Source organism: Escherichia sp. AM3, assembly GCF_032029835.1.
Classification (GTDB): domain Bacteria; phylum Pseudomonadota; class Gammaproteobacteria; order Enterobacterales; family Enterobacteriaceae; genus Escherichia; species Escherichia coli.
The window spans coordinates 112796-125875 of record NZ_JAVUPQ010000001.1 but is presented as its reverse complement, the minus strand read 5'-3'; the positions used below and the strand labels follow the sequence as shown (position 1 = coordinate 125875).

14 protein-coding genes are annotated in these 13080 nt (G+C 53.4%); 9 read left to right on the top strand and 5 right to left on the bottom strand.

Features of this window, described 5'->3' with window-relative positions:
• Positions 1-102 precede the first annotated feature (102 nt).
• The 5 genes from pnp (at position 103) to mtr (ending at position 6698) form a co-directional block, all read left to right on the top strand.
• Entirely contained in the window at positions 103-2238 is a 2136-nt protein-coding gene (gene pnp, locus RTW80_RS00605) for a polyribonucleotide nucleotidyltransferase (protein ID WP_001295554.1), read from the top strand.
• 108 nt (positions 2239-2346) lie between these two features.
• A complete protein-coding gene (nlpI, locus tag RTW80_RS00600; RefSeq protein ID WP_000802080.1) occupies positions 2347-3231 on the top strand; it encodes a lipoprotein NlpI in 885 nt (294 codons plus the stop codon).
• Between the two features lie 106 nt (positions 3232-3337).
• Positions 3338-3418: a protein YrbN gene (gene yrbN / locus RTW80_RS00595; protein ID WP_010723222.1), complete on the top strand. Its 81-nt coding sequence runs from the start codon at positions 3338-3340 to the stop codon at positions 3416-3418.
• Entirely contained in the window at positions 3411-5300 is a 1890-nt protein-coding gene (deaD, locus tag RTW80_RS00590; protein WP_001295553.1) for an ATP-dependent RNA helicase DeaD, read from the top strand. Before yrbN ends, deaD begins: the two co-directional genes overlap by 8 nt.
• Before the next feature lie 153 nt (positions 5301-5453).
• Positions 5454-6698: a tryptophan permease gene (mtr, locus tag RTW80_RS00585; RefSeq protein ID WP_000224354.1), complete on the top strand. Its 1245-nt coding sequence runs from the start codon at positions 5454-5456 to the stop codon at positions 6696-6698.
• A 117-nt stretch (positions 6699-6815) separates the two neighbouring features.
• Here mtr and RTW80_RS00580 read toward each other — a convergent pair whose 3' ends face one another.
• The 3 genes from RTW80_RS00580 to RTW80_RS00570 all read right to left on the bottom strand — a co-directional run bounded on the left by RTW80_RS00580 (position 6816) and on the right by RTW80_RS00570 (position 9786).
• Positions 6816-7823, bottom strand: coding sequence for a luciferase-like monooxygenase (locus RTW80_RS00580; protein WP_000130380.1), 1008 nt, complete (start codon positions 7821-7823; stop codon positions 6816-6818).
• Between the two features lie 80 nt (positions 7824-7903).
• Positions 7904-8782, bottom strand: coding sequence for a U32 family peptidase (locus tag RTW80_RS00575; RefSeq protein WP_001296442.1), 879 nt, complete (start codon positions 8780-8782; stop codon positions 7904-7906).
• 8 nt (positions 8783-8790) lie between these two features.
• Positions 8791-9786: a peptidase U32 family protein gene (locus RTW80_RS00570; RefSeq protein WP_001298771.1), complete on the bottom strand. Its 996-nt coding sequence runs from the start codon at positions 9784-9786 to the stop codon at positions 8791-8793.
• 208 nt (positions 9787-9994) lie between these two features.
• Here RTW80_RS00570 and RTW80_RS00565 point away from each other — a divergent pair, with 208 nt between their 5' ends.
• A complete protein-coding gene (locus RTW80_RS00565) occupies positions 9995-10519 on the top strand; it encodes an SCP2 domain-containing protein (protein ID WP_001295552.1) in 525 nt (174 codons plus the stop codon).
• The gene (locus RTW80_RS00560; RefSeq protein WP_000908554.1) at positions 10513-11016 is read left to right on the top strand and encodes a GNAT family N-acetyltransferase; all 504 of its coding nucleotides are present in this window, start codon (positions 10513-10515) and stop codon (positions 11014-11016) included. The genes RTW80_RS00565 and RTW80_RS00560 overlap by 7 nt, the downstream gene beginning before the upstream one ends.
• Here the strand turns inward: RTW80_RS00560 and yhbQ are convergent.
• On the bottom strand, positions 11003-11305 hold the full coding sequence (gene yhbQ, locus RTW80_RS00555; RefSeq protein WP_000189314.1) for a DNA damage response exodeoxyribonuclease YhbQ: 303 nt from the start codon (positions 11303-11305) through the stop codon (positions 11003-11005). The two genes, RTW80_RS00560 and yhbQ, sit on opposite strands and share 14 nt — an antisense overlap.
• A 50-nt stretch (positions 11306-11355) precedes the next feature.
• Here yhbQ and RTW80_RS00550 point away from each other — a divergent pair, with 50 nt between their 5' ends.
• The gene (locus tag RTW80_RS00550; RefSeq protein WP_000449030.1) at positions 11356-11799 is read left to right on the top strand and encodes a YhbP family protein; all 444 of its coding nucleotides are present in this window, start codon (positions 11356-11358) and stop codon (positions 11797-11799) included.
• Here RTW80_RS00550 and yhbO read toward each other — a convergent pair.
• Complete coding sequence (gene yhbO / locus RTW80_RS00545; RefSeq protein ID WP_000037608.1) at positions 11779-12297, bottom strand: protein/nucleic acid deglycase; 519 nt, start codon at positions 12295-12297, stop codon at positions 11779-11781. The two genes, RTW80_RS00550 and yhbO, sit on opposite strands and share 21 nt — an antisense overlap.
• Positions 12298-12424: 127 nt before the next feature.
• On the opposite strand from yhbO, the gene RTW80_RS00540 reads away from it, so the two are divergent.
• Positions 12425-13060, top strand: a complete 636-nt coding sequence (locus tag RTW80_RS00540; RefSeq protein ID WP_001300423.1) for an NAD(P)H-binding protein — start codon at positions 12425-12427, stop codon at positions 13058-13060.
• Positions 13061-13080 lie beyond the last annotated feature (20 nt).

Here is a 13080-nt window from a genome sequence, read left to right as displayed (position 1 = left end):
AGAGCTGGGTTAGGGTTGTCATTAGTCGCGAGGATGCGCAGAAGATCGGGTATTAACACCAGTGCCGTAAGGTACTGTCTAAGAAAGAGAAAGGATATTACATTGCTTAATCCGATCGTTCGTAAATTCCAGTACGGCCAACACACCGTGACTCTGGAAACCGGCATGATGGCTCGTCAGGCTACTGCCGCTGTTATGGTTAGCATGGATGACACCGCGGTATTCGTTACCGTTGTTGGCCAGAAAAAAGCCAAACCAGGTCAGGACTTCTTCCCACTGACCGTTAACTATCAGGAGCGTACCTACGCTGCTGGTCGTATCCCGGGTAGCTTCTTCCGTCGTGAAGGCCGCCCAAGCGAAGGCGAAACCCTGATCGCGCGTCTGATTGACCGCCCGATTCGCCCGCTGTTCCCGGAAGGCTTCGTCAACGAAGTTCAGGTTATCGCCACCGTGGTTTCTGTTAACCCGCAAGTTAACCCGGATATCGTCGCGATGATTGGTGCTTCCGCAGCGCTGTCTCTGTCTGGTATTCCGTTCAATGGCCCGATTGGTGCTGCCCGCGTAGGTTACATCAATGACCAGTACGTACTGAACCCGACTCAGGACGAGCTGAAAGAGAGCAAACTGGATCTGGTTGTTGCCGGTACTGAAGCCGCTGTACTGATGGTTGAATCTGAAGCTCAACTGCTGAGCGAAGACCAGATGCTGGGCGCAGTAGTGTTCGGTCATGAACAACAGCAGGTTGTTATTCAGAACATCAATGAACTGGTGAAAGAAGCCGGTAAACCGCGTTGGGACTGGCAGCCGGAGCCGGTAAACGAAGCGCTAAACGCGCGCGTTGCTGCACTGGCTGAAGCTCGCCTGAGCGATGCTTACCGCATCACCGACAAACAAGAGCGTTATGCGCAGGTTGATGTCATCAAATCTGAAACCATCGCGACGCTGCTTGCTGAAGACGAAACCCTGGACGAAAACGAACTGGGTGAAATTCTGCACGCGATCGAGAAAAACGTTGTTCGTAGCCGCGTACTGGCAGGCGAACCGCGTATCGACGGTCGTGAAAAAGATATGATCCGTGGTCTGGATGTGCGTACTGGCGTGCTGCCGCGTACTCACGGTTCTGCGCTGTTCACCCGTGGTGAAACGCAGGCGCTGGTTACCGCAACGCTGGGTACTGCTCGTGACGCGCAGGTTCTTGATGAACTGATGGGCGAACGTACCGATACCTTCCTGTTCCACTACAACTTCCCTCCGTACTCCGTAGGCGAAACCGGCATGGTCGGTTCTCCGAAGCGTCGTGAAATTGGTCACGGTCGTCTGGCGAAGCGCGGCGTGCTGGCAGTCATGCCGGATATGGACAAATTCCCGTACACCGTACGTGTTGTGTCTGAAATCACTGAATCCAACGGTTCCTCTTCTATGGCTTCCGTGTGCGGCGCGTCTCTGGCGCTGATGGACGCAGGTGTGCCGATCAAAGCTGCCGTTGCGGGTATCGCAATGGGTCTGGTGAAAGAAGGCGACAACTACGTTGTACTGTCTGACATTTTGGGCGACGAAGATCACCTGGGCGATATGGACTTCAAAGTTGCAGGTTCCCGCGACGGTATCTCTGCACTGCAGATGGATATCAAAATTGAAGGTATCACCAAAGAGATCATGCAGGTTGCGCTGAACCAGGCTAAAGGTGCGCGTCTGCATATCCTGGGCGTAATGGAACAGGCGATCAACGCGCCGCGTGGCGATATCTCTGAGTTCGCACCGCGTATCCATACCATCAAGATCAACCCGGACAAGATCAAAGATGTTATCGGTAAAGGCGGTTCTGTAATCCGTGCTCTGACCGAAGAAACTGGCACCACCATCGAAATCGAAGATGACGGTACTGTGAAGATTGCAGCGACCGACGGCGAGAAAGCGAAACATGCTATTCGTCGTATCGAAGAGATCACTGCAGAAATCGAAGTGGGCCGCGTCTACACTGGTAAAGTGACCCGTATCGTTGACTTTGGCGCATTTGTTGCCATCGGCGGCGGTAAAGAAGGTCTGGTACACATCTCTCAAATCGCTGACAAACGCGTTGAGAAAGTGACCGATTACCTGCAGATGGGTCAGGAAGTACCGGTGAAAGTTCTGGAAGTTGATCGCCAGGGCCGTATCCGTCTGAGCATTAAAGAAGCGACTGAGCAGTCTCAACCTGCTGCAGCACCGGAAGCTCCGGCTGCTGAACAGGGCGAGTAAGGTTGCCATTTGCCCTCCGCTGCGGCGGGGGGCTTTTAACCGGGCAGGACGCCTTGTTAGCAACCGGGAACAGGACGTTCATTCAACCGTGGTCTTCGGGAGTGGGAAATGAAGCCTTTTTTGCGCTGGTGTTTCGTTGCGACAGCACTTACGCTTGCAGGATGCAGTAATACTTCCTGGCGTAAAAGTGAAGTCCTCGCGGTACCATTGCAACCGACTTTACAGCAGGAAGTGATTCTGGCACGTATGGAACAAATCCTTGCCAGTCGGGCTTTAACCGATGACGAACGCGCACAGCTTTTATATGAGCGCGGAGTGTTGTATGATAGTCTCGGTCTGAGGGCATTAGCGCGTAACGATTTTTCGCAAGCGCTGGCAATTCGACCGGATATGCCTGAAGTATTCAATTACTTAGGCATATATTTAACGCAGGCAGGCAATTTTGATGCTGCCTATGAAGCGTTTGATTCTGTACTTGAGCTTGATCCAACTTACAACTACGCGCACTTGAATCGCGGGATCGCATTATATTACGGCGGTCGTGACAAGTTAGCGCAAGATGATCTGCTGGCGTTTTATCAAGACGATCCCAATGATCCTTTCCGTAGTCTGTGGCTTTATCTCGCCGAGCAGAAGCTCGATGAGAAGCAGGCTAAAGAAGTGTTGAAACAGCACTTCGAAAAATCGGATAAGGAACAGTGGGGATGGAACATTGTCGAGTTCTACCTGGGCAACATTAGCGAACAAACGTTAATGGAAAGGCTCAAGGCGGACGCAACGGATAACACCTCGCTCGCTGAGCATCTCAGTGAAACCAACTTCTATTTAGGTAAGTACTACCTAAGTCTGGGGGATTTGGACAGCGCCACGGCACTGTTCAAACTGGCGGTTGCCAACAACGTTCATAACTTTGTTGAGCACCGATACGCATTGTTGGAATTATCGCTCCTGGGCCAGGACCAAGATGACCTGGCAGAATCGGACCAGCAATAGCTGACGTACACATCAGCCCGTAATCTTTTTTGATTGCCATCACCTTAACGGGTGAGGGCGTTGTTGTTCGTTAATACACCTACTTTGAGCCGGTTCACACTTTTCAATGAAAATTGCTGATCAATTTCATGATGAGTTATGTAGACTGGCCGCCATTAATTTTGAGGCACACGTACTACATGGCTGAATTCGAAACCACTTTTGCAGATCTGGGCCTGAAGGCTCCTATCCTTGAAGCCCTTAACGATCTGGGTTACGAAAAACCATCTCCAATTCAGGCAGAGTGTATTCCACATCTGCTGAATGGCCGCGACGTTCTGGGTATGGCCCAGACGGGGAGCGGAAAAACTGCAGCATTCTCTTTACCTCTGCTGCAGAATCTTGATCCTGAGCTGAAAGCACCACAGATTCTGGTGCTGGCACCGACCCGCGAACTGGCGGTACAGGTTGCTGAAGCAATGACGGATTTCTCTAAACACATGCGCGGCGTAAATGTGGTTGCCCTGTACGGCGGCCAGCGTTATGACGTGCAATTACGCGCCCTGCGTCAGGGGCCGCAGATCGTTGTCGGTACTCCGGGCCGTCTGCTGGACCACCTGAAACGTGGCACTCTGGACCTCTCTAAACTGAGCGGTCTGGTTCTGGATGAAGCTGACGAAATGCTGCGCATGGGCTTCATCGAAGACGTTGAAACCATTATGGCGCAGATCCCGGAAGGTCATCAGACCGCTCTGTTCTCTGCAACCATGCCGGAAGCGATTCGTCGCATTACCCGCCGCTTTATGAAAGAGCCGCAGGAAGTGCGTATTCAGTCCAGCGTGACTACCCGTCCTGACATCAGCCAGAGCTACTGGACTGTGTGGGGTATGCGTAAAAACGAAGCACTGGTACGTTTCCTGGAAGCGGAAGATTTTGATGCGGCGATTATCTTCGTTCGTACCAAAAACGCGACTCTGGAAGTGGCTGAAGCTCTTGAGCGTAACGGCTACAATAGCGCCGCGCTGAACGGTGACATGAACCAGGCGCTGCGTGAGCAGACACTGGAACGCCTTAAAGACGGTCGTCTGGACATCCTGATTGCGACCGACGTTGCGGCCCGTGGCCTGGACGTTGAGCGTATCAGCCTGGTGGTTAACTACGATATCCCTATGGATTCTGAGTCTTACGTTCACCGTATCGGTCGTACCGGTCGTGCGGGTCGTGCTGGCCGCGCGCTGTTGTTCGTTGAGAACCGCGAGCGTCGTCTGCTGCGCAACATTGAACGTACTATGAAGCTGACTATTCCGGAAGTAGAACTGCCGAACGCAGAACTGCTGGGCAAACGCCGTCTGGAAAAATTCGCCGCTAAAGTACAGCAGCAGCTGGAAAGCAGCGATCTGGATCAATACCGCGCACTGCTGAGCAAAATTCAGCCGACTGCAGAAGGTGAAGAGCTGGACCTCGAAACTCTGGCCGCCGCACTGCTGAAAATGGCACAGGGTGAACGTACTCTGATCGTACCGCCAGATGCGCCGATGCGTCCGAAACGTGAATTCCGTGACCGTGATGACCGTGGTCCGCGCGATCGTAACGACCGTGGCCCGCGTGGTGACCGTGAAGATCGTCCGCGTCGTGAACGTCGTGATGTTGGCGATATGCAGCTGTACCGCATTGAAGTGGGCCGCGATGATGGTGTTGAAGTTCGTCATATCGTTGGTGCGATTGCTAACGAAGGCGACATCAGCAGCCGTTACATTGGTAACATCAAGCTGTTTGCTTCTCACTCCACCATCGAACTGCCGAAAGGTATGCCGGGTGAAGTGCTGCAACACTTTACGCGCACTCGCATTCTCAACAAGCCGATGAACATGCAGTTACTGGGCGATGCACAGCCGCATACTGGCGGTGAGCGTCGTGGCGGTGGTCGTGGTTTCGGTGGCGAACGTCGTGAAGGCGGTCGTAACTTCAGCGGTGAACGCCGTGAAGGTGGTCGTGGTGATGGTCGTCGTTTTAGCGGCGAACGTCGTGAAGGCCGCGCACCGCGTCGTGATGACTCTACCGGTCGTCGTCGTTTCGGTGGCGATGCGTAATCATCGCTGAACAGCGAAAACAATCTGTAAAATAATATATACAGCCCCGATTTTAACCATCGGGGCTTTTTTTCTGTCTTTTGTACTCGTGTACTGGTACAGTGCAATACATAACAACGTAGTCGCACTATTTTTCACTGGAGAGAAGCCCTCATGGCAACACTAACCACCACCCAAACGTCACCGTCGCTGCTTGGCGGCGTGGTGATTATCGGCGGCACCATTATTGGCGCAGGGATGTTTTCTCTGCCAGTGGTCATGTCCGGGGCGTGGTTTTTCTGGTCAATGGCGGCGCTGATCTTTACCTGGTTCTGTATGCTGCATTCCGGCTTGATGATTCTGGAAGCTAACCTGAATTACCGAATCGGTTCGAGTTTTGACACCATCACCAAAGATTTGCTGGGCAAAGGCTGGAACGTGGTCAACGGTATTTCCATTGCCTTTGTGCTCTATATCCTGACCTATGCCTATATTTCTGCCAGTGGTTCAATTCTGCATCACACCTTCGCAGAGATGTCGCTAAACGTCCCGGCACGGGCGGCGGGTTTTGGTTTTGCACTGCTGGTAGCGTTTGTGGTGTGGTTGAGTACTAAGGCCGTCAGCCGCATGACGGCGATTGTGCTGGGGGCGAAAGTCATTACCTTCTTCCTCACCTTTGGCAGCCTGTTGGGGCATGTGCAGCCTGCGACATTGTTCAACGTTGCAGAAAGCAATGCATCTTATGCGCCGTATCTGCTGATGACATTGCCGTTCTGCCTGGCGTCGTTTGGTTATCACGGTAACGTGCCAAGCCTGATGAAGTATTACGGCAAAGATCCGAAAACCATCGTGAAATGCCTGGTGTACGGTACGCTGATGGCACTGGCGCTGTATACCATCTGGTTGCTGGCGACGATGGGCAACATTCCTCGTCCGGAGTTTATTGGCATCGCCGAGAAGGGCGGTAACATTGATGTGCTGGTACAGGCATTAAGTGGCGTGCTGAACAGCCGTAGCCTGGACCTTCTGCTGGTCGTGTTCTCAAACTTTGCGGTAGCGAGTTCGTTCCTTGGCGTAACGCTGGGTTTGTTTGACTATCTGGCAGATCTGTTTGGTTTCGATGACTCAGCTGTGGGCCGCTTGAAAACGGCATTGCTGACCTTTGCCCCGCCAGTTGTGGGGGGGCTGCTGTTCCCGAACGGATTCCTGTACGCCATTGGTTATGCTGGTTTAGCGGCTACCATCTGGGCGGCAATTGTTCCGGCGCTGTTAGCCCGTGCATCGCGTAAACGCTTTGGCAGCCCGAAATTCCGTGTCTGGGGCGGCAAGCCGATGATTACGCTGATTCTGGTGTTTGGCGTTGGCAACGCACTGGTCCATATCTTATCGAGCTTTAATTTGCTGCCGGTGTATCAGTAATCAGCGGTGCCTTATCCGACATTTCTGCTGCCTACACAATGCCTGATGCGCTTCGCTTATCAGGTCTACGTAGGACAGCGTTGCCAGCTCGGATAAGGCTTCCCGCGTTAAGACACACTATCCCAACAACTCTTCCTTCACGTCCATCGCCAGTTCAAACGAATGCAGGCGCGCCTGGTGATCGAAAATCTGCCCGTTAACCATAATCTCATCGGCGTCGGTTTCGCGCAGGATCGACTGCAAGCCATGACGCACTTTCGCTTTATCGCCCACCAGCGACATACTCAGCGCCTGTTGCACGCCATACTGCTCAGACGGTGACCAGAACTGATCCATATTCTGAATCGGTGGCGGTAGTTGCCCGGTTTCGCCGCGGCGCAGCTTCACAAAAGCTTGCTGCATCGAGGTAAACAGAAATTCAGCGTCGCGGTTGCTGTCGGCGGCGATAATATTGATGCACACCATCGCGTATGGTTTTTCCAGTCGTGCCGACGGTTTGAAGTTGCTGCGATAAAGATGCAGCGCCTGGAACAACATATCCGGCGCGAAGTGTGAGGCAAACGCAAACGGCAGACCAAGCTGCGCCGCCAGTTGCGCGCTGTAAAGGCTGGAGCCTAGCAACCACACGGGGATTTTCTCGCCATAGCCTGGTACCGGGCGCACATGCGGATTGGGATCGCGGGCGTCAAACCAGTCCACCAGCTCCGCGACATCGCGGGGGAAATTATCAATATCGCCACTCATATGACGACGCAGTGCCATCATGGTTCGCTGATCGCTACCCGGCGCGCGGCCCAGCCCCAAATCGATTCTCCCCGGATAGAGTGTATTAAGCGTGCCGAACTGTTCGGCAATGACCAATGGTGAGTGGTTAGGCAACATCACGCCACCGGACCCCAGATGCAGCGTGGTGGTATTCGCTGCCAGATAACCAATTAATACCGATGTTGCAGCACTGGCAATGCCGGTCATATTGTGGTGTTCCGCCAGCCAGTAGCGATGATAGCCGCGCTTTTCAGCCAGACGGGCGAGATCGAGAGAGTGGGAGAACGCTTCTCGCGCTGAAGAACCTTCGGGGATAGGGGCCAGATCGAGTAGCGAAAACGCAATGGTTTTATCAGTCATAACAGCTCACTTTGTTACCGATTAATCTTTAATACTGCATTAAAGAGTAGTTAAAGTTGTTAACAAAGTGAGCTATTTGTTCAGGCTTGCAGTTCCAGCCCAGCCAGCCGCCGCCAGTAGCCGTTACAGTCGCTGTTTGCCGTCAACGGCAGTGGCGCAGCGCCATTTTCATTAGCGCGGAAGGCGTCGAGCATCGCGAAAGTGTCAGTACCCTGCGGTGACAGGCGGACCACATCAACCAGGCCCTGCATGGATGCCAGCTCGTTACCGAGGTTGTAAACGTAGCCGCTCATGGTCTGAATGCCATTGAGTACAAACACTTGTTGGTTTTCCTGCGACAGCACGTTGCGCCCGTTCGGATACTTAATGCAGCAGGTTTCGCACTCATCTTTCGGACGGTCTTCCGAACGCGCGGTAAAGCAGCGGGCGGAGTAGGCCAGCGGCAGATGACCGTAGCTCAGGACTTCCACTTCAAACTGGTTGCGAATCCCCAACTCATCGCACTGATTAAGCAGATTCACCAGCCAGTCGCGGGAAAGCTCCACCGGCATACACCAGCGCATCATGCCCTGTTTGAGCAATATTTTCAGCGTCACCGCGTTGTAGCAGTTCAGCGCGTGCCCGGCGACGAACGGCAGTTTGCGCTCAGCGCACATATTCACCACGCCGAGATCGCTGGCTTCAATCAGAAACTCACCGTTCTCAACATAGCGTTTCAGTTCGCCCAGTTCCGAGGATGCCTGCACCAGCGCCAGCGTGGAGAGGACAATCTGCTTGCCACTTCCGGCGAGCGATTTTGCCATCTCCAGCCAGTCGCCAACTTTGGTTGCCCGGCGTTTGCTACAGACCGCTTCACCGAGATAAATCACGTCGGCGCTGCTGGCGGCGGCCTGCTGATAAAAATCTTCCAGCGTCTCTTTTGGCCAATACCACAGCACCGGCCCTAAGGAATATTTCATTGCTTTTCTCACTGCCATTTACGGTGATATGCGCCAAGAGTGGTTTGCGTGCCTTCGGACATCGACCCGAGCGTCTCCATCCACGCGCTTTGCGGTATGAAGTTTTGCGGATCGGCCTTACAACGGTCGATAGCCTGACGCCAGACTTTCGCCACCTGGCTGACATACGCCGGGCTACGCTGGCGGCCTTCAATTTTCACCGAAGCAATATTCGCCGCCATTAACTCCGGCAGCAGTTCCAGGGTATTGAGACTGGTTGGTTCTTCCAGCGCGTGATAGCGCTCGCCGTCCACCAGATAACGCCCTTTACACAGCGTCGGATAACCTGCGTTTTCGCCGTCCTGATAACGGTCGATCAGCACTTCGTTCAGGCGGGATTCCAGCCCCTGCGGCGTTTGCTGCCAGCGCACGAAACGGGCCGGAGAACACGCGCCCACGGTGTTGGGCGACTCACCCGTCAGATACGACGACAGATAGCAACGACCTTCCGACATAATGCACAGGCTGCCGAAAGCAAAGACTTCCAGTGGTACAGGTGTGACCCGTGCCAGCTGTTTCACCTGATGAATCGACAACACGCGCGGCAGCACCACGCGGGCAACGTCAAAATGGCGATGATAAAAGTTAATCGCCTCTTCATTGGTCGCCGAAGCCTGCACTGACACATGACGCTCAATATGCGGGTAACGCTCGGCGGCGTACTCCAGCATGGCGAGGTCGGCGAGGATCAGCGCGTCGGCACCCAGCTGCGCCGCCATATCCACGGCGCGCTGCCAACGGGCGTAACCGTCCGGATGCGCAAAAGTGTTAATCGCGATGTGAAGTTTGCGGCGATGTTGATGGACAAAACTCACCGCTTCCTGCAATTTTTTCTCGGTAAAGTTAAGGCCGGCGAAGTGACGGGCATTGGTATCATCTTTTAGCCCGATATAAACAGCATCTGCGCCGTTTTCGATGGCCGCCTTAAGCGCCGGGAGATTTCCGGCAGGGCAGAGCAGCTCCATAATTTTTCCTGAAGGTTGCGCTATCAAAACGCAAAAATGTTAACGAACTGGGATTTTAGTTAACCTTGCTGCGACAATTTTTGATTTAAGGCAGTTAAAGTTGTATTGGTGGTAGCAGCAATTTCATATGGAATTGTTGATTTATACCGCTATGTTATTTTTCTGATATGGCAAAATAGGATGATTGTTGAAACAGGGAGTAAAACTCGTGTTGGATAAACTGCGTTCCCGTATTGTGCATTTGGGGCCATCTCTGTTGAGTGTACCGGTAAAACTGACGCCATTTGCGCTAAAACGCCAGGTTCTTGAGCAGGTCTTAAGCTGGCAATTCCGTCAGGCGCTGGATGATGGCGAGCTGGAGTTTCTTGAAGGCCGCTGGTTAAGTATTCATGTGCGTGATATTGACCTGCAATGGTTTACCTCGGTGGTGAATGGCAAACTGGTGGTCAGCCAGAACGCGCAAGCTGATGTGAGTTTTAGTGCCGACGCCAGCGATCTGCTGATGATTGCGGCGCGTAAACAGGATCCGGATACGCTCTTCTTCCAGCGTCGGCTGGTGATTGAAGGCGATACGGAGCTGGGGCTGTATGTGAAAAACCTGATGGACGCCATTGAACTGGAGCAAATGCCGAAAGCCTTACGCATGATGCTGCTGCAACTGGCGGATTTTGTTGAGGCGGGAATGAAAACCGCGCCTGAAACCAAACAGACATCGGTAGGTGAACCATGCTAATTCGAGTAGAAATTCCCATTGATGCGCCGGGTATTGATGCCCTGCTGCGTCGCTCATTCGAAAGTGATGCGGAAGCGAAGCTGGTTCACGATCTGCGTGAAGATGGCTTTCTGACGCTGGGGCTGGTGGCGACAGATGACGAAGGTCAGGTCATTGGCTATGTGGCATTTAGTCCGGTTGATGTGCAGGGCGAAGACCTGCAATGGGTCGGCATGGCACCGTTGGCGGTTGATGAAAAATACCGTGGACAGGGGCTGGCACGCCAACTGGTCTATGAAGGACTCGATTCGCTTAATGAGTTCGGCTATGCCGCAGTGGTGACGCTGGGCGATCCGGCGCTGTACAGTCGTTTCGGCTTTGAACTGGCGGCGCATCACGATCTGCGTTGCCGCTGGCCGGGCACTGAAAGCGCCTTCCAGGTACATCGTTTAGCGGATGACGCGCTGAATGGCGTTACCGGCCTGGTTGAGTATCACGAGCATTTCAATCGCTTTTAATCTCCGGGGTTTGCAGACTGCTTAACAGCTCTGCAAACCCTGCGCCTTCCGCTACCAGACGCTCTTTTTGCCGTTTGGTCAGTTGCTTAACGCGATATTCCGCCCGTAACGCCAGCGAACGATCGCCCACTGGAGCAGAAAACGCCAGCGTCAGTTCTCCTTTCCCGCGCAGTGCTTTCGCCCCTTTGCCGCTTTGGTGCTGCTGATAGCGGCGTTCGACATCCGTGGTGATCCCGGTATAAAGCTTATTGTCGGCGGTACGGATCAAGTAAAGAAACCAGGGTGTCATCGTCTGCATCGCATGTTAAGGTCAGGCCCACAGTATAAAAGAGAACAGCAATGGAAACACTCATCGCCATCAGCCGTTGGCTGGCAAAACAACATGTTGTCACCTGGTGTGTGCAGCAGGAAGGGGAACTCTGGTGCGCTAATGCCTTTTATCTTTTTGATGCGCAGAAAGTCGCCTTCTACATTTTGACGGAAGAAAAAACGCGCCACGCGCAGATGAGCGGGCCGCAGGCGGCAGTTGCCGGAACGGTAAACGGTCAGCCGAAAACGGTAGCGTTAATTCGCGGTGTGCAGTTTAAAGGTGAGATCCGCAGGCTGGAAGGTGAGGAAAGCGACCTCGCGCGCAAGGCGTACAATCGTCGCTTTCCGGTTGCCAGAATGCTGTCGGCCCCGGTGTGGGAAATCCGGCTCGATGAAATCAAATTCACCGACAACACGCTGGGCTTTGGTAAAAAAATGATTTGGCTACGCGACTCAGGCACCGAGCAGGCGTAACGCCTCGCGGTTAAACGCTGGCAGATCGTCCGGTGTCCGGCTGGTAACCAGCTGATCTTTATCAACCACGACTTCCTGATCGTAAAATTCCGCGCCCGCATTTTTAACATCAATAATGATCGGTTTAACTGCGGTCAGTTTGCGCCCCCGAATCACATCGGCGCTGATCAGCAACTGCGGGCCGTGACAGATGGCAAACACCGGTTTGCCACTATTCACAAAATCACGGGTAAAGGTGACAAAACGGTTGTCCCCACGCAGATAATCCGGTGAATGGCCGCCCGGTAGCAGCAGGGCATCAAACTCCGCAGGCGTCACTTCATCGATGGATTTATCGATGGTCACGCTGGCTTCTCCTTTTTTGCCTTTCACCGTTTTACCCGCTTGTTTTTCAATGGTAATCACTTCGTGTCCGGCTTTACGGAACTCGTCTGCGGGTGAAGTAAATTCTGAATCCTCAAATTCATCAGTGATTAAAACGGCAATTTTCTTACTCATGCTTCCTCCGCGTTGTTGCATTGGATGAGGCGAATTTCCCACATTCGGGGATAATTACCTCATGGTCTATTAAGCCTGGTGCATGAGCCGTGGAGCGCAAGGCAGACAATTCTGTAAAGGAGCGAAGATGAGTCAGGTACTGATTACAGGCGCAACGGGGCTGGTGGGCGGTCACCTGCTGAGGATGTTGATTAACGAACCGAAAGTTAACGCCATTGCTGCGCCGACGCGACGTCCGTTGGGCGATATGCCCGGGGTGTTTAATCCCCATGATCCGCAACTGAGTGACGCGTTGGCGCAGGTCACCGATCCCATCGACATTGTGTTTTGTTGTCTCGGCACCACGCGGCGAGAAGCGGGGAGCAAAGAGGCGTTTATTCATGCCGATTACACGCTGGTAGTGGATACCGCATTAACCGGGCGGCGACTGGGCGCGCAGCATATGTTGGTAGTCAGTGCGATGGGTGCCAATGCCCACTCGCCGTTTTTCTATAACCGCGTCAAAGGGGAGATGGAAGAAGCATTAATCGCCCAGAACTGGCCGAAATTGACCATTGCTCGCCCGTCGATGTTACTGGGCGATCGTAGCAAACAGCGGATGAACGAAACGCTTTTTGCGCCGCTGTTCCGTTTGTTACCAGGTAACTGGAAATCCATTGATGCGAGAGACGTGGCGCGGGTCATGCTGGCAGAGTCGATGCGGCCTGAGCATGAAGGCGTGACGATTTTAAGCTCTTCAGAATTACGCAAAAGAGCTGAATAATTATTCCCAAGAATTGATAG